Origin of the sequence: Brevundimonas vesicularis NBRC 12165 (genome assembly GCF_001592205.1) — a bacterium.
Lineage (GTDB): Bacteria > Pseudomonadota > Alphaproteobacteria > Caulobacterales > Caulobacteraceae > Brevundimonas > Brevundimonas vesicularis.
On sequence record NZ_BCWM01000024.1, the window covers coordinates 1 to 18,495 of the forward strand.

General features: G+C 66.9%; 18 protein-coding genes. 7 read left to right on the top strand and 11 right to left on the bottom strand.

All coding sequences use genetic code 11. The annotated features are described in order from the left end of the window. The 3 genes from BVE01S_RS15305 to BVE01S_RS15315 all read right to left on the bottom strand — a co-directional run. Positions 1-295 (bottom strand): hypothetical protein (locus BVE01S_RS15305; RefSeq protein WP_218015935.1); only part of this gene is annotated, 295 nt, incomplete at its 3' end. A 401-nt stretch (positions 296-696) separates the two neighbouring features. Further along, positions 697-3,903: an efflux RND transporter permease subunit gene (locus BVE01S_RS15310; protein WP_066629403.1), complete on the bottom strand. Its 3,207-nt coding sequence runs from the start codon at positions 3,901-3,903 to the stop codon at positions 697-699. A 10-nt stretch (positions 3,904-3,913) separates the two neighbouring features. Further along, positions 3,914-5,065 (bottom strand): efflux RND transporter periplasmic adaptor subunit, encoded by a 1,152-nt coding sequence (locus tag BVE01S_RS15315; RefSeq protein ID WP_066629510.1) that lies wholly within the window; start codon positions 5,063-5,065, stop codon positions 3,914-3,916. A 169-nt stretch (positions 5,066-5,234) separates the two neighbouring features. On the opposite strand from BVE01S_RS15315, the gene lepA reads away from it, so the two are divergent. The 3 genes from lepA (at position 5,235) to BVE01S_RS15330 (ending at position 8,151) form a co-directional block, all read left to right on the top strand. Then, entirely contained in the window at positions 5,235-7,043 is a 1,809-nt protein-coding gene (gene lepA / locus BVE01S_RS15320; RefSeq protein ID WP_055754055.1) for a translation elongation factor 4, read from the top strand. Between the two features lie 74 nt (positions 7,044-7,117). Beyond that, a complete protein-coding gene (gene dinD, locus BVE01S_RS15325) occupies positions 7,118-7,969 on the top strand; it encodes a DNA damage-inducible protein D (protein ID WP_066629405.1) in 852 nt (283 codons plus the stop codon). Beyond that, positions 7,969-8,151 carry a hypothetical protein gene (locus BVE01S_RS15330; protein ID WP_066629411.1) on the top strand — a complete coding sequence of 61 codons (183 nt, stop codon included), beginning with the start codon at positions 7,969-7,971 and terminating at the stop codon, positions 8,149-8,151. Before dinD ends, BVE01S_RS15330 begins: the two co-directional genes overlap by 1 nt. Before the next feature lie 4 nt (positions 8,152-8,155). Here the strand turns inward: BVE01S_RS15330 and BVE01S_RS15335 are convergent, their stop codons facing one another. Together BVE01S_RS15335 and BVE01S_RS15340 are read right to left on the bottom strand one after the other, a co-directional pair. Continuing rightward, the gene (locus BVE01S_RS15335; RefSeq protein ID WP_066629413.1) at positions 8,156-9,100 is read right to left on the bottom strand and encodes a protein NO VEIN domain-containing protein; all 945 of its coding nucleotides are present in this window, start codon (positions 9,098-9,100) and stop codon (positions 8,156-8,158) included. Between the two features lie 84 nt (positions 9,101-9,184). Beyond that, the gene (locus BVE01S_RS15340) at positions 9,185-9,514 is read right to left on the bottom strand and encodes a DUF1491 family protein (protein ID WP_066629415.1); all 330 of its coding nucleotides are present in this window, start codon (positions 9,512-9,514) and stop codon (positions 9,185-9,187) included. 55 nt (positions 9,515-9,569) lie between these two features. On the opposite strand from BVE01S_RS15340, the gene BVE01S_RS15345 reads away from it, so the two are divergent. Next, a complete protein-coding gene (locus BVE01S_RS15345; protein ID WP_066629418.1) occupies positions 9,570-10,430 on the top strand; it encodes a hypothetical protein in 861 nt (286 codons plus the stop codon). On the opposite strand, the gene BVE01S_RS15350 is transcribed toward BVE01S_RS15345, so the two are convergent. Both BVE01S_RS15350 and BVE01S_RS15355 read right to left on the bottom strand, forming a co-directional pair. Next, complete coding sequence (locus BVE01S_RS15350) at positions 10,427-10,690, bottom strand: hypothetical protein (protein WP_066629421.1); 264 nt, start codon at positions 10,688-10,690, stop codon at positions 10,427-10,429. The two genes, BVE01S_RS15345 and BVE01S_RS15350, sit on opposite strands and share 4 nt — an antisense overlap. Positions 10,691-10,769: 79 nt before the next feature. Further along, the gene (locus BVE01S_RS15355; RefSeq protein WP_066629424.1) at positions 10,770-12,479 is read right to left on the bottom strand and encodes a sensor histidine kinase; all 1,710 of its coding nucleotides are present in this window, start codon (positions 12,477-12,479) and stop codon (positions 10,770-10,772) included. Positions 12,480-12,643: 164 nt separating this feature from the next. Here BVE01S_RS15355 and BVE01S_RS15360 point away from each other — a divergent pair, with 164 nt between their 5' ends. Both BVE01S_RS15360 and BVE01S_RS15365 read left to right on the top strand, forming a co-directional pair. Further along, entirely contained in the window at positions 12,644-13,081 is a 438-nt protein-coding gene (locus tag BVE01S_RS15360) for a SufE family protein (protein WP_066629427.1), read from the top strand. Positions 13,082-13,142: 61 nt separating this feature from the next. Continuing rightward, positions 13,143-13,811, top strand: coding sequence for a hypothetical protein (locus tag BVE01S_RS15365; RefSeq protein ID WP_066629430.1), 669 nt, complete (start codon positions 13,143-13,145; stop codon positions 13,809-13,811). 525 nt (positions 13,812-14,336) lie between these two features. Here BVE01S_RS15365 and BVE01S_RS15370 read toward each other — a convergent pair. The 3 genes from BVE01S_RS15370 to BVE01S_RS15380 all read right to left on the bottom strand — a co-directional run bounded on the left by BVE01S_RS15370 (position 14,337) and on the right by BVE01S_RS15380 (position 15,903). Then, entirely contained in the window at positions 14,337-14,717 is a 381-nt protein-coding gene (locus BVE01S_RS15370) for a hypothetical protein (RefSeq protein WP_066629433.1), read from the bottom strand. A 104-nt stretch (positions 14,718-14,821) separates the two neighbouring features. Beyond that, a complete protein-coding gene (locus BVE01S_RS15375; RefSeq protein ID WP_066629435.1) occupies positions 14,822-15,532 on the bottom strand; it encodes a DUF6456 domain-containing protein in 711 nt (236 codons plus the stop codon). Then, positions 15,529-15,903 (bottom strand): chromosomal replication initiator DnaA, encoded by a 375-nt coding sequence (locus tag BVE01S_RS15380; RefSeq protein WP_240612055.1) that lies wholly within the window; start codon positions 15,901-15,903, stop codon positions 15,529-15,531. Before BVE01S_RS15380 ends, BVE01S_RS15375 begins: the two co-directional genes overlap by 4 nt. Positions 15,904-16,265: 362 nt before the next feature. Between BVE01S_RS15380 and ctrA the strand changes: the two genes are divergently transcribed. After that, on the top strand, positions 16,266-16,967 hold the full coding sequence (gene ctrA, locus BVE01S_RS15385) for a response regulator transcription factor CtrA (protein ID WP_017505852.1): 702 nt from the start codon (positions 16,266-16,268) through the stop codon (positions 16,965-16,967). Between the two features lie 63 nt (positions 16,968-17,030). Here the strand turns inward: ctrA and BVE01S_RS15390 are convergent, their stop codons facing one another. Beyond that, positions 17,031-18,410, bottom strand: a complete 1,380-nt coding sequence (locus BVE01S_RS15390) for a serine hydrolase (RefSeq protein ID WP_066629437.1) — start codon at positions 18,408-18,410, stop codon at positions 17,031-17,033. Positions 18,411-18,495: the final 85 nt, after the last annotated feature.

Here is an 18,495-nt window from a genome sequence, read left to right on the forward strand (position 1 = left end):
CAGCGCCCTTCAGGGTGAACGTCGCGCCATCATTGTTCGACGCCGTGCCATTGTTGGCAGCCGAGCTGCCGGTCGCGGTGAAGACCGAGATGCCGCTGTCTTGACCGCCGAGGCCATTGGTCTTGACGAAGTCGATGAAGTTCATGTCGGTCGTGCCGTTGGCCGACGTGTACGCGCCGTACATGCCCTTCGAGAAGCCGCCGACAGCAGCGCCTTGATTGACAGTTCCGGCCATCGCCGGAGCGGCGACGAGCGCCAGCGCCGCAGCGCCAGCCATAAGGGAAGCGAGTTTCATGCGTATTCTCTCCAAGCGAATGATTTTCGCCGTTGTGTGTTCAGCGGTCGCTTGGCCTCCAAGCTCCCCCCAGCATTGACCAGACCGGGTCTTTCACCCGCCCTGCCAACCTTCGCTATCCAAGATGCGTGCCGTCCCAGACCGGGACGAATCAATGACTTGGCTAACGTCGATTAACCATTCGGCTGTAGGACGCGAACGGCATTCGCGCAACACCGGTCTGTGCTGTTCGAAGCTTCGCGGGTGCCGAAATGGCACATAAGGGTCGCTACAGCCGGACGCGATTTCCCGGACGTCAACGAGAAGCTGCCCGTTTGAACGTGCCCAGTTCTACGCTGTCGAAAAAAAAGCCCGGTCGGATCGCTCCGCCGGGCCTTTGTCGGTCACTCATCGTGGGGGGATCAGGCCCGACGATCCTCTGTCGCCGCCGGCTCCTCATGTCCGTGCTGGCCGTGGAACATCTTGTCAAGTCGGCCTTCCAGGCGGCGCTTGACCCCGTCGATCAGGCTGAACACCACCGGCACGAACAGCAGCGACAGGGCGGTCGAGGTAATCAGCCCCCCGATGACCGCGATGGCCATGGGCGAGCGGAAGGCGGTGCCTTCGCCGAACGCCGCCGCGATCGGCAGCATCCCCAGCCCCATCGCCATGGTCGTCATGATGATCGGCCGCGCCCGCTTGTGGGCCGCGTCCATCAGGGCGTCGTGGCGGTTCATCCCCTTGTCGATCGCCATGATGGCGTAGTCGACCAGCAGGATGGAGTTCTTCGCCGCGATCCCGGTCAGCATGATGATGCCGATCAGGGCCGGCATGGACAGCGACTTGCCCGTCACCAGCAGCAGGAAGAAGGCCCCGCCGAACGATACCGGAAGCGCCGCCAGGATGGTGATCGGGTGGAAGAAGCTTTTGAACAGCAGGACCAGCACGACATACATCAGCAGGATGCCGGTCACGATGGCGAAGGCGAAGCCCATGCCCAGTTCCTGGAAGCTTTCGGCGTCCCCCGATGGCTTCTGGCTGACCCCCTGCGGCAGCGACTTGATCGCCGACAGATCGTTCACCGCCTGCGTCCCCTGGCTCAGGGTCAGGCCGGTCAGTTCGGCGGTGATGTTGGCGACCCGCAGTCGGTCCAGACGATTGATCTGGTTGGGGCCTGCGCCGAAGGTGATGTCCGCCACCGCCGACAGGGGCACCGTCGCGCCCGATGCCGTGGGCACCTGAAGGTTCTCCAGCACGCCCAGATCCGAACGCGCCTGTTCCGTCAGCATGACGCGGATCGGCACCTGGCGGTCGCCCAGGTTGAACTTGGGCAAAAGCTGATCGGCGTCGCCCAGGGTGGCGACGCGCGCCACCTGGCTGATGTCCTGGGTCGACACCCCTTGCAGGGCGGCGACATCGGCGCGCGGCGTGACCAGGATTTCCGGCCGCACGAGCGAGGCCGAGGACACCACATTGGACAGGCCGGGAATGCTGCGCATCTCGCGCTCGACCTTGGCGGCCGCGGGCTCAAGCACGTTCGCTTCGTCCCCGACCAGGGCGATGGTCAGAAGGCTGGACCCGCCGCCGCCGCCCGAGGCGCCGAACTGAATCCGCGCGCCGGGGATCTGGCGCAGCACCGGTCCCATGTCGCGCTCGAACTCCTGCTGGTTCAGCTTGCGATCCCAGCGCCCGACCAGATTGACGGTCAGGTTCGCGCTGCGCACCTCGCCGGCCGATCCACCGCCGCCGGGGCCGAAGCTGGTCGTCGCCGAACCGACGGACGAATAGACCGACGCGACCTCGGGCCGTTTCATCAGTTCGCGGTTGATGCGCTGCACGGCGGAATCCGTCTCCGCCAGGGTCGCGCCCGGCGGCAACTGCACCGTCACGGTGGAGCGCGAGATGTCTTCGACCGGAATGAACTCGCCCGGCAGCTTCGTCGCCATGAAGATCGACAGGAAGAAGAACAGGATCCCCATCCCCAGCACCCAAAGCCGGTGATCGAACATCCGGTCTGCGACCTTGCGGCGGAACCAGCTGGCGCGCGGATGGTGGTCGGCCCGGCGCTTGCGCCAGTCGTCGCCCAGCGCCCAGTTCAGGGCCTTCAGATAGGGCCCCATCCAAAACGGCTCCTTGTGCTCCTTGCCCTGGTCGCGCTTCAGCAAATAGGCGCCCATCAGGGGCGTCAGGGTTCGCGCCACGAGCAGCGAGAACAGAACGCTGACGCAGGTGGCGATGGCGAAGCTCTTGAAGAACTGACCCACGACGCCGGGCATGAAGCCGGTGGGGGCGAACACGGCAATCAGGGTCGCCGTCGTCGCCATGACCGCCAGGCCGATTTCGTCGGCCGCCTCGATGGCGGCGGGGTAGGGGGCCTTGCCGTCTCGGATGTGGCGGACGATGTTCTCGATCTCCACGATGGCGTCGTCCACGAGGATGCCGATGGTCAGCGACAGGGCCAGCAGCGTCACGACGTTCAGCGACTGGTTCGTCAGGTCCATCACCCAGAAGGTCGGGATCAGCGACAGCGGCATGGCCACCGCCGCGATCAGGGTCGCGCGCCAGTCCCGCAGGAAGATAAAGACGACCGCGATCGCCAGGAGGGCGCCCAGCACCAGGGTCTCGACAGAGGCGTGGAAGTTGTTGACGACGTCCTCGGTGGTGTTGGCCACCTCCTCGATAGCGACGTCGCCGCGTTCCTGGTCCAGCTTCTCGATCTCGGCCTTGACGCGGTCATAGACGTCCACCTCGGACGAGCCGATGGCGCGCGAGACGCCGAAGCCGACGACTTCCTGGCCGTTGAAGCGGGCGCGGCCGCGCGGCTCGGACCATTCGTCGGTGATCTGGCCCAGGTCGCCCAGGCGCACGCTGCGGCTGCCGATGGGGATCAGGGTCTCGCGGAGCTGTTCGACCGACTTGGCCGAACCGACGGTGCGGATGGCCTGCTCCTCGCCCGCGATCTCGCCGCGGCCGCCCGGCAGGTTGATGTTGGAGGCGCGCAGCTGGTTCGACACCTGGGCGGCCGTCACGCCCGAGGCGGCGAGCCGCGCGGGGTCCAGCTTGATGCGGATTTCACGGCTGACGCCGCCGTCACGGCTGATCTGGCTGACGCCGCGCACCGACAGCAGGCGTTTGGCCACGGTGTTGTCGACGAACCAGCTCAGCTCCTCGGGGCTCATGCCCGGGGCCCGCACCACATAGTTGGCGAAGGGGATGGCGGTGAATTCGATGCGCTGGACGATCGGTTCCTGCACGTCGGCGGGCAGGTTCTGGCGGATGCCGCTGACGGCGTTGCGGACGTCGTTGGTGACCTTCTCCAGGTTCACGCCCAGCTGGAATTCGATGGAGGTGGTCGACACCCCCTCGTTGACGACCGAGGTGATGTGCTTGACCGAGCCCAGGCCCGCCACCGCATCCTCGACCAGGCGGGTGACCTGCGTCTCCATCTCGGTCGGGGCGGCGCCGGCCTGGACCACCGTGACGGCGACGACCGGCAGATCCACGTCGGGGAAGTTGTTTGTCCTGAGCTTGAAATAGCTCATCGTCCCCGCGATCGTCAGGACGACGAACAGCAGGACGATGGGGATCGGGTTCCTGATCGACCAGGACGAGATGTTCTGAAAGCCCATCGGTCCGATCCTAGCGCGCGGCTGCAGCGGCGGGGGCAGGGGCGGCGGGCGTCGCCGGCTGGGGCGCCGCGGTCGCCGGGGCCACCGTCACATGGTCGCCTTCGCCCAGGAAGCCTGCGCCCTGGACCACGACGCGCTGACCGGCCTGGACTCCCGTGACCGCGACGCGGTCGCCGCTGCGAACGCCGGTCGTGACCGGGACGAAGCGGACGACATCGCCCTGACCCACGACATAGACCCCGGCCTTGGCCTCGCGATAGACGACCGCCGAGGCCGGCACGACCAGGGCGGGCTGATCGCCGACGGCGATTTCGGCGCGGGCGAACATGCCGGGCCGCAGCTGGGCGCCGGGCGCCAGGGAGATGCGGGCCAGGCCCAGGCGGGTCTGCGCATTGACCTCGGGCGTGACGATGCGGACCGAGCCGGTGGTCTGGCCGGCCTCGCTGGAGGTCACGATCGCGGACTGACCGGCGCGGACCAGCGACAGTTCGGTCTCCGGCACTTGGGCGTCCAGCTCAAGCCGGCCGTCGCGCACCATGCGGAACAGCTCGGTCCCGGCGGCGATGATCTGGCCCTTGGTGACGCTGCGGCTGATGATCAGGCCGCTGACCGGCGCGCGGATGGTCGCCTGCGACAACTGGGTCTGGGTCTGGCTGAGGGCCGCGCGGGCGGCGGCAAGATTGGCGTTCGAGCTGCGCTGGTTCGCCAGGGCCGTATCCAGCGACGCCTGGCTGAGGAAGCCGCGTTCCTTCAGCTGCTGCGCGCGATCAAGCGCCGCGTTGTCGCGCGCCACATTGGCCTCGGCCAGCTGCACCTGGGCCTGCTGCTGGCGCAACTGGGCGCGCAGCAGGACGTCGTTCATCTGCACTAGTGGCTGGCCCTGACGCACGTAGGAGCCTTCGTCCACATAGACGGCGACGGCGGTCAGTCCGCCGGTCTCGGCCGCCACCGGCACCTCTTCCCAGGCGGAGACGGAGCCCGAGGCGTTGACGGTGCGGGCCAGGTTGATCTGGGTCACGGTCGCGGCGGTCACGGTCTGGCGCGCGCCGGCCGCCTCCTTGCCGTCGGCCTTCTTGTCGTCTCCGCCGCCGCAGCCGGCCAGCACCAGGACGGCCAGAACGGCCGCACCGGCCAGAAGTGTGGGTCGGGTCGTCTGGAGCACGGAAAAACGTCCTTGAAGAGCGATCAGGCGATGGCTGTTTCCCTTATAGCGTCCAAGGGCCGCGCTCAAAGACAAACGCCATCATTGCCAAGCTGTAATACGCGGCCGTGCTGGCGGCGGATCGTGCCGCGTCTGGTCCCCGGCGCCCGCGCGTGATAGGGGCGCGCGGATGACGACTCCCCCGATCTCGAACATTCGCAACTTCAGCGTGGTCGCGCACATCGACCATGGCAAGTCGACCCTGTCCGACCGCCTGATCCAGCATACCGGCGGCCTGACCGCGCGCGAGATGTCCGAGCAGGTGCTCGACAATATGGAGATCGAGAAGGAACGGGGCATCACCATCAAGGCCCAGACCGTACGCCTGACCTATCGGGCCAAGGACGGGCAGGACTATATCCTGAACCTGATGGACACGCCGGGCCACGTGGACTTCGCCTATGAGGTCAGCCGGTCCCTAGCCGCCTGCGAAGGCTCGCTGCTGGTCGTGGACGCCTCGCAAGGGGTCGAGGCTCAGACCCTGGCCAATGTCTATCAGGCCATCGACAACAACCACGAGATCGTCCCGGTCCTGAACAAGGTCGATCTGCCGGCCGCCGAGCCGGACCGCGTGCGCGCCCAGATCGAGGACGTGATCGGCATCGACGCCTCCGAAGCCGTCCTGGCCAGCGCCAAGTCCGGCATCGGCATCGAGGAGGTGCTGGAGGCTATCGTCACCAAGCTGCCGGCGCCCAAGGGCGATGTGAATGCGCCGCTGAAGGCCATGCTGGTCGACGCCTGGTACGACCCATACCTCGGCGTCGTCGTGCTGGTGCGGGTCTTCGACGGCGTGCTGAAGACCGGCATGCGGGTCAAGATGATGCGCAACGGCTCGACCCACCTGATCGACCGGGTCGGCGTCTTCCTGCCCAAGAACACGCCCGTGGATCAGCTCGGCCCCGGCGAGGTCGGCTTCATCACCGCCCAGATCAAGGAAGTGGCCCACGCCGCCGTCGGCGACACCATCACTGACGAGAAGAAGCCGACCGCCGAGCCGCTGAAGGGGTTCAAGGAAGTCCAGTCGGTCGTCTTCTGCGGCCTGTTCCCGGTGGACGCCGCCGACTTCGAGGACCTGCGCGCCGCGATCGGCAAGCTGCGCCTGAACGACGCCTCCTTCACCTATGAGATGGAAAGCTCGGCGGCGCTGGGCTTCGGCTTCCGCTGCGGCTTTTTGGGTTTGCTGCACCTGGAGATCATCCAGGAGCGCCTGAGCCGCGAGTTCAACCTCGACCTGATCGCCACGGCGCCGTCCGTCGTCTACAAGATCGGCCTGCGCGACGGCTCCGAAATGGACCTGCACAACCCGGCCGACCTGCCCGACGTGATGCAGATCGAGACCATCGCCGAGCCCTGGATCAAGGCCACCATCCTGACGCCGGACGAATACCTCGGCGGCGTCATCAAGCTGTGCCAGGACCGTCGCGGCCAGCAGATCGAACTGTCCTACGTCGGCAACCGCGCCATGGTGGTCTATGAGCTGCCGCTGAACGAGGTGGTGTTCGACTTCTACGACCGGCTGAAGTCGATCTCGAAAGGCTATGCCTCGTTCGACTACGAGATCACCGAATACAAGGTCGGCGACCTGGTGAAGATGTCCATCCTGGTCAACGCCGAGCCGGTCGACGCCCTGTCCATGCTGGTCCACCGCGCCCGCGCCGAGACGCGCGGCCGGGGCATGGTCGAGAAGATGAAGGAACTGATCCCGCCCCACCTGTTCCAGATCCCGATCCAGGCGGCCATCGGCGGCAAGATCATCGCCCGCGAGACCGTCCGCGCCCTGCGCAAGGACGTGACCTCGAAATGCTACGGCGGCGACGCCACCCGCAAGAAGAAGCTCTTGGAAAAGCAGAAGGCCGGCAAGAAGCGCATGCGCCAGTTCGGCAAGGTCGAAATCCCGCAGGAAGCCTTCATCGCCGCCCTGAAGATGGACGAGGATTGAGGGGCCGACCGGGGGAGCGCTAGCATACCGACAACCGAGTTGCCTTTTTGTTCTGTTGGCGTGATAGTCACCAGATGACCGACATCGCTCCTCCGCATCGCCAGTCGTTCGAGTCCATTCGCCATGAGGACGAAGGGGTTGAGTATTGGCTGGCGAGGCAGCTTGCCCCCGTTCTCGGCTATCAGGATTACCGCAACTTCCTGTCCGTGATTGAGAAGGCGCGTGTGTCGGCGGCTGCGGCGGGGCTCGATCCGGCGGACCATTTCGGTGACGTCACCAAAATGGTCGATCTGGGCTCTGGCGCGCAACGCGAGGTCGCCGATGTGCGGTTGTCTCGTTACGCCTGTTACCTGATCGTCCAGAACGGTGACCCGTCCAAGCCTGTGATCGCGGTGGGGCAGACCTATTTCGCCGTCCAGACGCGGCGTCAGGAGATTGCGGACGACCCAGCGTTTGGCGGCCTGTCGGAGGACGACAAGCGATTGATGCTGAGGCGCGAGATGGCGCAACACAATACCGCGCTGGCCTCCGCCGCGAGGCAGGCGGGGGTTGAGACCGGACTGGATTATGCGGTGTTTCAGGACCACGGCTATCGCGGCCTTTATGGCGGCCGGACCATGCGAGACATCCACGCGCTAAAGGGGCTGAAGAAGAGCCAGAAGATACTGGATCACATGGGTTCGACGGAACTTGCCGCGAACCTGTTCCGCGCCACTCAGGCCGAGGACAAGCTGAGGCGAGACGGGGCGAGCACCAAGGCGCAGGCCAACGACATCCACCACGCCGTCGGCAAGAAGGTGCGCCAGACCATCTCGGAATTGGGCGGCGTGATGCCCGAGCGTCTGCCGACGCCGGAAACCAGTATCGGTCAGTTGGAACGGGCCAAAGCCAAGGCGCTAAAGGGGCCTTCGGGCGAGGTCGAGTGATGGATCGCGCGCAGTGGGTTCAGACGGTGGATCGGCTGTTGCTGCGCGACTGGCGTTTATCAGTGGCCGACGCAGGGATTGGCGAGGATCAGCTGGCGTGCGCTTGGCGGAATGAAGAAGACCCGGCGGCGTTCGTGGCGTGCTTCGCGGAGAAGTATGACCTGATCCGGTTCGAACCTTGACCGGTCAGAAGTGGGCTTTCCAAGCCTCGGCCTCTAACGTGACCGACGCTTCCAGCGGCGGCGGCAGGATGAAGAGCCCTGCCGCGGCTGAAAGGTCGTGGAGGCGGTAGAGCCGCCAGTGGTCGGGGCGTTCCTGCGAAACCTCGCGCTCGGTGCGGGTCAGGTAAAAGGGCGTCGTGCGGCCACCTCGGGTGGCCTTCACCTCGATCAGGCGCTCGGCGCCGGTAGGGTCGAAACTACGGATGCCATAGCCGGCGCCGTCGCCGCGTTCTTGGCTGGTCCATTCGATGCGACGCGCGAGGTCGGGGCGGTCGTGCGCGATGAGACGCGCGCGCTCGTGATGGAAGACGCGCTCTTCGCCCAGCAAGCCGAGGGACCGGTTCCGGTGATCGCGGGCTGCTGGGTCGTACTTGCGGACGAGGCGGGCGAGCCCTTCCGGGCGCGGGGTGCGGGCCGGGCCGGGGGGAGGGCTTTCGGTGAGGGTGAGGGGCAGATGGCTTGCACCTGCGTCGTCAAACCTTGACGCGGATTCGGCGACGCCTCGCTCAGACCCAGTCGTTCCCTCCGTCTCGGCGCGAAAGAGCGCCGATCCACCGCCCCATGTCTGCACAACGGGGAGGAAAGAAAAAGCATTGTCATTTAGGATTTCGGGATGGGCGTCTAGGTGGCGGTCGATGGCGTCGAAGATGGCGGCTTGGTAGTTGGCCATGGGGCGGTAACCGCGCACATGGGGCAAGCCCAGCTCGGCTGCGACGGCCGAAATGTTCATGTGCTTGAACTCGACCGAGCGGTGACTTCGGCCGGTTCGCTCCATCAGTGCACGAGCGCGATGCGCTTTGACGAACGGCTCGCCCGCCGCGTCGAGGGCAAGCATGGAGAAATAGTCAGCGACGATGGCGTCGAGCTCGTCGTCCTTCCAATCCGTTCCGGTCTTGCTTGCGTCAGCCACAGGCTCTCCCTGGGGTCGAAGCCAGACGGGTTCACCGGGAATGCTAGGGCTCAAGTTCGCTTCTTGGAACGACGAACGGCGCATCTACCCCTGCACCGTCTCCGTGATGAAGTGCCGGCCTTGGCGGTCCTCGATCTCGACCACCCACAGGTCCGGGTCATACCCCCGCTGGCGGGCGATATAGGCGTCCAGTTCGCTTTCGCTGTCGGACGTGACGGGCTGGATCCACAGGCGGTCGCCGTCGGTGCCGAAGGCTTCGGTGAACAGGCGGGCGGTGCGGGTGGAGGTGTCGTAGGCCTTGACGATGACCGAGCCGGCGCGGGCGTCGCCCTTTTTGACCACGGTCGCATAGGCGCCCTCGATCTGGGCGCGGCGGATCAGGGCGCTGACCCACAGCTCGCTGGAAAGAAGCAACTCGCTAACCCTGCTCGAACACGGAACCCCAACCCTGGCGCGCTAGGGTCGGGGCATGAGGATAGGCCTTTCCCCCCGGCAAGCCAGAGGTTTCCTGTCGGCCGTGCTGATCGCCGCGACACCCGTCGCGGCCTTCGCCGCGCCGCAAGACCGCTTCTATGAGCGCAGCTTCGTGCTGGCCGCCAACGACCGCTGCGGCTTGTTCGAGCCGCAGCTGACCGCCGCCCTGACGGCTGCGGCCTATCAGGCGCGGGGCGCAGCCCTGCGCGCCGGATCCAACGACCGGCAACTAGCCGAGACGGCCCAGCGGGCGCGGGCGCGGGCGAACACGACGCCGTGCGGATCCCCCGATCTGAAGACGGTTCAGGGTAGGGTCCAGACCGCCTTTTCCGGCTGGTCGCGCACGTCGCGGATGGAGTTTCCCGGCGATCGCCGAAAGTGGAGCGCGGACCGCGCGGCCTATGCGCGCCCAACCTGGCGGCTGATGCAGGCGACCGTGACCGGCGCCTCGCCCGTGCGGTTCGGCGTGGTGGGCGGCATGGACCGGCCCGATCAACTGGCCGCCGTCGTGTCCTGGCAGGGGCGCTCGCGGCCGACCGGGGTGCGGGTGGTGATGCGCGACCACACGGTGGCGCCGCGTCCTTGGCTGTCGCACGATCTGCCGCCGGCGGCGCAACGCCGCGCCTTTTGGGCCGCCGGCGTGACCAGCGCCGATACGATGCTGTTGCCCGAAGGCCGCCCGGCCGGTCAGGCCTGGCTGTTCCCCGCCGCCGCCGCCGACGCCCTCTCGGCCCTGGACCCGCGCGAGGTCTTCACCGTCGAGTTCCTGTTCCGCGACGGCAGCATCGCCCGCTCCACCTTCGAAGCCGGCGACTTCGCGGCGGGCCGGGCCTTCCTGGCGATGGGGCAGGTTTAGGGGGCGCGACGCGTCGGATCGGCTTCGCTGGACGTATCCGCTTTTGCCGCCTTCAGGAGGCCACGCAGGGTGAGGGCGAGGCCGAACAGCGCCAGCACCAGCCCGAGCGCGACGACGACAAGGCTGAGTTCCTCGGGGCACCGCGCCCAACCGAACAGGGTTGCGGCAGATCCGATCAGGCTTGGCGCAGTCGTCAACAGCAGTCCAAACAGCCCCACCGTCAGGCCGAGCGGCATGGCAAGCTTCAGCTTTGTGCGCATATCAGGGCCTCAAGACAGAGTGGCATTCTGCATAGATTGCTAGAGATACGCGCGTTTTCTCACAACCCTAAGCTGACGCTCAGGCCTCAACCGTCGCAGGCGGCGCTTCGCTCGGTTGCGGATCCAGCGACCCTGCCGTCACCATCACCGGCAGCCGGATCATCACCGCCGCGCCTTCGCCCAGGGTGCTGTCGATGGTCATGCGGCCGCCGTGCAGTTCGGTCAGGCTGCGGACAAGGGACAGGCCCAGGCCGGTCCCTTGCGCCTTCTGATCGGCGCCGCCGGCCTGTTCGAAGGGGCGGCCCAGGCGTTGCAGGTCCTGCGGCGCGATGCCGACGCCGGTGTCGGAGACGGCCAAATCCAGGTCCGACCCGTCGGCGTCCAGGGTGATGGTGACCGAGCCGCCCGCCGGCGTGAACTTGACCGCATTGGACAGCAGGTTCAGCGCCATCTGCTTCAGGGCGCGGGCGTCGGCGCGGACCTTGATCGGCTCGGACGGCAGGACGGCGGCCAGCTCGACCCCCTTGTCGTCGGCCTGAAGCCGGACCAGGGCGACGGCGGCGGACACGGCGTCGCGGGCGTCGAAGGTCTCCATCGCCAGCTGGTAGCGTTCGGCCTCGATCTTGGACAGGTCCAGGACGTCGTTGATCAGGTCCAGCAGGTGGCCGCCCGCCTGATGGATGGCGTCGGCGTATCCGGCGTAGCGTTCGGGCAGGGGGCCGAACAGCTTCTGGCGCATGATGTCCGCAAAGCCGAGCACGGCGTTCAGGGGGGTACGCAGCTCGTGGCTCATATTGGCCAGGAAGCGTGTCTTGCCGGCCGACTGGGCCTCGGCCTCCACGCGGGCGGTCTCCAGCCCCAGCTCGCGGGCGAACTGGGCCGTGCCGTCGAACGCCTGGGCGATCAGGTGCGGGCGGTCCGTCTCGTGCTGGAACGGGCCCAAGATCATGACGACACGGCGGTCCAGGGCGATGCGCGGCGTGAACTGGACCTCGACCGACTGGCCCGACAGGGCGCGGGCCAACGCTGCGGACACGGCCGGGCGGTCTGGCGCATGCACGGCCGAGATCAGGCCCTGTTCGGTCAGCGCCAGCACCGACAGGGCGGGCGGCGGCGTTCCCCAGGTCGCGACCGCGCGGCCCGACGGATCGAGCAGCAGGGTCAGGGCCGGCTGATCCTCCAGCAAAGCGGCGATCCGGGCGGCCTCGTCCTCGGCTTCGGCCAGGCGACGCTGGCGCGCGCTCCAGGTCAGTCGCATGGCGGCGATGATCGCGCCCATGGCCAGCAGGCCCGAGACGGCGGCCAGCAAGGGGCCTTGCGCCTCCGCCCCGTTCAGCCAGGTCGAGATCAGCCCCGCCAGCAGCGGCAGGGCCACCGCAAAGGCGCCCATCCGGGTCAGACGATCGGCGCCGACGCGGGCATGATGCACGCCGTGATCTAGGGCGATCCCCGCCGCCAGCGGCGTCAGGATCAGGCCGGGCAGGGCGCCGGTCACGCCGCCGGTCAGGCCGGCCGAGGCGGTGGCGGCCAGGATCCAGCCGCCCATGACCGCCAGCCGCAGCCCCACGCTGTCGCGCACCATCAGCACGACGCCGAACACGCCGGGGAAGGCCATCAGCAGCAGGGCGGCCAGTGGCGCGTCCTTCAGCCCGTCCATCATCTGGGCCGCCAGCGCCGTCAGGGCCACCGCCACCGCCCAGATGGCATGCCATAAGGCGACCAGCGGGGCGCCCAACGCCGCGTCGTGCGTCGGGTCGTCCTCGAATCTGGCGTGGGCGTCGGGTTTCAAGAAGGGCGGGCCATGGTTTTCGTCTGCGCCCAGACTAGGGCTGCGGCTGAGTCGGTGCGAGGCCGCTCCCCCCTGAGGCGAACCCCATTGCGGCGTTCACCATGAATATCGGGGGACAAAACGGCCGGTTGTCGTTAACAGCCGCGCGGCCTATCTGGCGGCGCATGACCGACCGCACGCCGCCGACCGACACCCTGGACCAGACCCTGGCCGAACTGGCCGAGGATTTCGACCTGCTGGGCGATTGGGAGCAACGGATCGAATACGTCATCGAACTGGGCAAGGGGCTGGCTCCTCTGGACGAGGCCGACCGGATCGAGGCCAACAAGGTGCCGGGCTGCGCCGCCCAGGTCTGGCTGGCGACGACGCAGGACGACGGGCGGCTGTGGTTCGCCGCCGACAGCGACAGCGCCCTGTCCAAGGGCAATATCGCCCTGCTGCTGAAACTCTATTCCGGCCGCACGCCGCAGGAGATCGCCGCCTTCGACGCCCGCGCGGCGCTGGATCGGCTGGGCCTGCCCTCGGCCCTGACCCGCCAACGCGCCAATGGCTTGAACAGCATGGTCGGCCGCATCCGCGAGGCGGCGCTGGCGGTTCAGTAGTCGGGGGTTGCAACCGCCGGCCCGGCGACCCACGATCGCGGGGTCGTAACCGGGGGCGCGAATGGACCTGCTGAAGATCCTGCGCAGTTTCGAGGAGTTTCTCTTCGAGGCGGTCAGTTGGCTGGTCTTTTATCCCCTGACCCTGTGGCGCATCCTGCGCGGACCGTTGGCGGCGATGGACTATTCGGACCGCGAGCAGAGCGACAGCGAGGAGCGTCGCTACGACGACGCGCTCAGCCCGCCGCTGTTCCTGTTGGCCACCATCGTCCTGACCAATCTGCTGTCGATGGCGCTGCATGTGCCGCCGCCGGCCGAGGCGACCGACCTCAGCCGCATGGTCTATGCGTCCCAGCAGAACCTGGTCCTGTTCCGCTCGCTCGCCTTCAGCCTGATCCCGCTGGTCGCCGCCGTCACCCTGCTGCGCCATGAGAAGAAGCGCATCAGCCGCGAAACCCTGCGCGCGCCCTTCTATGCGCAATCCTATCTCGCCGCCGTCTGCGCCGCCTTCGTCTCGGCGGGCGGGACCATCTTTCAGCGGCCCGAACTGCCCAATGCGGTCGGCGCTGCGATCATGATCCTCGGCGCGGCCTGGTTCGTCATCGTGCAGTCCCGCTGGTTCGCCCGGCGGCTGAATGTGTCAAAGGGGCGCGGCGCCGTCATCGCGGTGCTGGCCCTGATCCGGGCGCTGATCTACCTCCTGGCTATCCTGATCCCCATCGCCCTGATCTGATCGGGCATGACAGGGTGCAATGAGGGTGCTCTTGTCAGCGCATCGCGAAATCTAAGCGAAGGTCTGCTTGCCGGCGCGATGGCCATTGCGGATTTCGACCCGTTGCTGACGTTCGTTAGCGCTTCGCCTTGCGCGCTGATCGCTCCTGCCAAGCGACGCCGCCGAAGACAGCGAGTAGGCCTACGAGAAAGAGGGCGTCCTGTATTATGGGAGCGGCGCCAAGCATCTCCGCTGGCAATCGAGCGGCTAGTAACACCAGCCCTCCCCAGGTCACGGCCCGCGCTACGCCATTCGGTTTAGGTCCTCGACCTTCCTGCAGATCAACCATTGGCTCTCCACCCTGCGTTGAAGATAATGATGCGTAACTTACGCTGTCCACCCCTAGCCGATGTTTAGAACGTTCGCTCACGGCAAGGGTCGCCGAGGTCCGCTTCCCACCCCACACGGTGGTTCGGAAGGTCTGCTTCCGGGCCTTGGGCCGAATGCCCGGTTTCCGGCCTAGTGCCGATGTCGTGGTCCGACCCGTTAGCGACTTTCAGCCTGTCCGCTTTCGGCGAGCAGTGTGGCGGCGTGGGAGTCCCAGAACGCCTCCATGAATGAACGAAACCATCCGCTGTCCATCCCCATCGACCGGCTTCCCTGACGGGGGGTGGCGAACACCAAGCCCCAAGGCGACAGGGGGCCGAACCCGTGCTCGCAGTAGACGATCAGGGTATCTGACTGCGCTTCGTGGTCGAACACGACCCAACCCTCAAACTGCTGGTCGGGGGTTCCGTATTCCCAGTCGAGGGTGATCGGGCGCGGATCGACAAGCCCGTTAAGAACGGCCAGCTTAACGCTGTCCTCTGTGAGGACTGATAGCTCACCGGCTATCAGGCGAGCGAGACCGGCTGCGGATGTCGACATATTTGAAGTCTAACCCCGCAAGACGCCAATGTCGCCTTCCCACCCAAAGCCGACATTTGCCGCGTCCGTTTCCCGCAGTAAAAATTCAGTGCGATCTGTGAACCTCACCCGATCCCATAGTGATCCGCCAGGGCCTGCAGCGCCTGTTTCAGGACGGTCTTGCCCTGGCGGCGGCGTAGGCCGAGGCCCGTTTCGGCCAGTTGCAGGCTGTCGCCGTGGATGCAGATGCAGGTGAGGATGGGGCGAAGGCGCGGGCCGACGGCGGTCAGCGCCTGTTCGACGCGGCGGGCGGCGGACAGGGCGCGGTCGGTCGGCTCCATCCGCGCGGCGGTTCCCGAGCCGGAGGTCGGCAGGGCGTCCCAGCGCATGGTGACCGACGCGCCCTTCGTCGCCTGTTCCGCCTCGCGCCGCAGCCGTTCGCCGGCGGCGGTCTCGGCCGGGGTCAGCCAGGGGCGGCCGGACGCATCCTTGCGCCGCGCCAGCCAGGCGATGGGGCTTTCGCCCAGATTGGCCCGCGCGCGGACCATGCGGCCATCCGGCTGCATCAGGTCGCGCTGGCCCGCCACGAAGCCGGGACGGCCGGGGGCAGGGGATGGCGTCGGGTCCGGCTGGGCGCGTCCCGACCAGCCGCCGCCTGGCCGCACGCGCAGGCCGGGCTGGTCGATCAGGGCGCGAAACTCGGTCTCGGTCAGGGTCAGGCTGATGCGGCTGCGGCGATCGGGCGACAAGCGCAAGGCATAGGCCCCGCCCTCGGCCGACAGCCAGGCGCCGGGCTTGGCCATCAGATCGCGCGCGCGTTCCAGAAGCCGGCTCATTGCGGCAGCTCCAGGCGGGGCGACTGATACAGACCCTGAATGCAGCCTTCGAGGTCGTTCATCAGCTCGTCGAGGCTGCGCTGTTCGCGCTCGTCCTCGACCCAGCGGCAGGCGGCGCCGACGCTGGCGCGATTGACGCCGAAGACGTGGCCGACCCGCTCCATCGTCCAGCCATAGGCGACGTGCGATAGGTACATGGCCAGCCAGCGCGGGCGGGCCGCGCGCGGGTTCATCCGGCCCCGACCGGTCATCTGCGACGGATGGGCGCCGGTGCGCGCCGCGATCAGATGAATGGCCAGCCCGGCCTTGACCTGATCCTCCTCGGTGACCGGCACCCTGTATTCCTCCAGCACGAAACGTTTCCCTCTCACGAACTCTCGACGCCGGCATCATAGGTGGCCGCGACGTCGCGATAGGAATATCATCCTACTGTGCGCCAAAATCGGTCGTGGCGGCTTAACCGCCTTGAGGTTGCGGGCAGCACGTCGTGCGTGAGGGAGGTGAGAGGACGGGCGGTATGTCGGCCGAAACACGGGGGCGCAGGTTGAACATGGTTAATAAATTTCGAATCGTTGACTCCAGCCCCTCGACGCCGATTCGCAAATCAGCCTAGATTCGCCTCAATTGGATGGCGTTAACCCTTCTTAAGGTTTTCACGTCTTAACTTGCGAACAAGGTTACCCGGCCGTGTGTCAGGGTGGTTACCGCAAAGCTTTTGCCTGGAGGGGCACGTATGCGCGTCCTGTTGATTGAAGACGATCACGCAACCGCCCAAAGCATCGAACTGATGCTGAAGTCGGAAGGCTTCAACGTCTATACGACGGACCTGGGCGAGGAAGGCATCGATCTGGGCAAGATCTATGACTACGACCTCATTCTTCTTGACCTGAACCTGCCGGACATGAGCGGCCTGGAAGTGCTGCGCCAGCTGCGCGTCGGCAAGGTCAACACCCCGGTCATGATCCTGTCGGGCAGCCACGAGATCGAAACCAAGGTCAAGACCTTCGGCGGCGGCGCCGACGACTATATGACCAAGCCCTTCCACAAGGACGAGCTAATCGCGCGCACCCACGCCGTGGTCCGCCGCTCCAAGGGTCACGCCCAGGCGATCATCCACACCGGCGAGATCGCCGTGAACCTGGACGCCAAGACGGTCGAGGTGAACGGTCACCGTGTCCACCTGACGGGCAAGGAATACCAGATGCTGGAGCTGCTCTCGCTCCGCAAGGGCACCACCCTGACCAAGGAAATGTTCCTGAACCACCTGTACGGCGGCATGGACGAGCCCGAGCTGAAGATCATCGACGTCTTCATCTGCAAGCTGCGCAAGAAGCTGGCCACCGCCGCCGACGGCAAACACTATATCGAAACCGTCTGGGGACGCGGCTATGTCCTGCGCGACCCGGCCGAGGGCGTCGTCACCGTCGCCGCCTGATCGACCTTCGATCCACCAGTTCGAAACGCCCGCCGGTGACGGCGGGCGTTTTGCGTTGGGAGCCTACTGACGCTTGGCCGGCATGTCGCGGCCGCCCTGGTGCAGGATCAGCCCATCGACGGCGCCGTCGGCGTTGCGGGTGAAGGTGATCTGGGCGTCGACGGCGGTCAGGTAGAAGGCGTCTTCAGCCTCCGCCGTCAGTTCGAAGGCGGGCTGGCCGGTGGCCTGGGCCATCAGCTTGCCGTCCACGACCGAGATCGTCAGGGCGAAGGTCGGGGCCAGATTATAGACCCCCTCATAAGCCTTCAGCACGTCGGGCGAGAGGGCGACGGCGCGGCGTTCGCTGGGCAGGGTCACGGTCCCGCCGCGCGCCAGGGTGACCAAAGCCGCGCCCAGTTTGTCGGGCGCCTCGCCGTTCAGATTGCCCAGGACGATGACGGCGGTCCGGTCGCCCGGATCATAGGCCATATAGGTGTTGAAGCCCTCGATGGCGCCGTTGTGCCAGACCAGACGCTTGCCGTCGGCCTCGGACACCATCAGCCCCATGGCGTAGCCGTTGCGGACCGGCGTGGTCAGGGCGGTCATCGACTGGGCGTTCAGCAGTCGGCCGCTGAACAGGCCCTGTTCCCACTTCAGCAGGTCGTGGGTGGTCGAATACAGGGCGCCGGCCCCGGTCGGGATGGTCATGTCCACATAGTCGGCGTTGACGACGCCGTCGGCGCCCGGCGCATAGCCCGAGGCCCGGCGGGGCAGGATCACGTCGTGGCGGTCGTAACCGCTGTCGCTCATGCCCAGCGGCTGGAACAGATTGGCAGTGACGAAATCGGCGTAGGTCTGGCCGCTGGCCGCCTCGATGATGGCGCTGAGCAGCACATAGCCCGAGTTGGAATAGGCGAACCGGGAGCCCGGCGCGAAATCCAGCGGCCGGTCGCGGAACCGGGCGATCAACTGCGGCAGCGTCGCGGGCCGGGTTTTCTGGGCCTCGAAATCGGAAAAGGCGGTGAAGTTGGGCACGCCCGCCGTGTGGCTGAGCAGATGGCGCGGGGTGATCGTGTCCCAGGCGGCCGGGGCGTCGGGCAGCCAGGTCTTGATCGGCGCATCCAGATCCAGCTTGCCCTGCTGGTTCAGCAGCATGACCGCGACGGCGGTGAACTGTTTCGACAGCGAGCCCAGGCGGAACTTCACATCACCGTCGTTGGGGATGTTCCACTCGCGATTGGCCAGGCCGTAGCCCTGATCCAGAAGGATGCGACCGTCGCGGGCGACCAGGACCGCGCCGGAGAAGGCGTCGGCGTCGCTGGAGGCGCGGATCACCTGATCCATGCGCGCCGCATCCTGGGCGGCGGCCGGGCGGCTGGCCAGCGGGCTGAGCGTGAGGGCCAGGGCGCTGGCGGCCAGCAGCAGAATGGCCGGACGACGGCGGGCGAGGGACGAATGAGGCAAGGGGCGGTCTCCTGAACGCGTCACGCTAACGCTTTCAGAGAGAGGCGGCGAGAGCGGCGTTTGGATGCAGGCGCCGCGTCCCTTT

Coding starts and splice junctions, on each gene's coding strand:
- ctrA (WP_017505852.1), top strand. CDS start 16,266: ATGCGCGTCCTGTTGATTGAAGACGATCACGCAACCGCCCAAAGCATC.
- BVE01S_RS15370 (WP_066629433.1), bottom strand. CDS start 14,717: ATGTCGACATCCGCAGCCGGTCTCGCTCGCCTGATAGCCGGTGAGCTA.
- dinD (WP_066629405.1), top strand. CDS start 7,118: ATGACCGACATCGCTCCTCCGCATCGCCAGTCGTTCGAGTCCATTCGC.
- BVE01S_RS15310 (WP_066629403.1), bottom strand. CDS start 3,903: ATGGGCTTTCAGAACATCTCGTCCTGGTCGATCAGGAACCCGATCCCC.
- BVE01S_RS15360 (WP_066629427.1), top strand. CDS start 12,644: ATGACCGACCGCACGCCGCCGACCGACACCCTGGACCAGACCCTGGCC.
- BVE01S_RS15350 (WP_066629421.1), bottom strand. CDS start 10,690: ATGCGCACAAAGCTGAAGCTTGCCATGCCGCTCGGCCTGACGGTGGGG.
- BVE01S_RS15375 (WP_066629435.1), bottom strand. CDS start 15,532: ATGAGCCGGCTTCTGGAACGCGCGCGCGATCTGATGGCCAAGCCCGGC.
- BVE01S_RS15345 (WP_066629418.1), top strand. CDS start 9,570: ATGAGGATAGGCCTTTCCCCCCGGCAAGCCAGAGGTTTCCTGTCGGCC.
- BVE01S_RS15330 (WP_066629411.1), top strand. CDS start 7,969: ATGGATCGCGCGCAGTGGGTTCAGACGGTGGATCGGCTGTTGCTGCGC.
- BVE01S_RS15365 (WP_066629430.1), top strand. CDS start 13,143: ATGGACCTGCTGAAGATCCTGCGCAGTTTCGAGGAGTTTCTCTTCGAG.
- lepA (WP_055754055.1), top strand. CDS start 5,235: ATGACGACTCCCCCGATCTCGAACATTCGCAACTTCAGCGTGGTCGCG.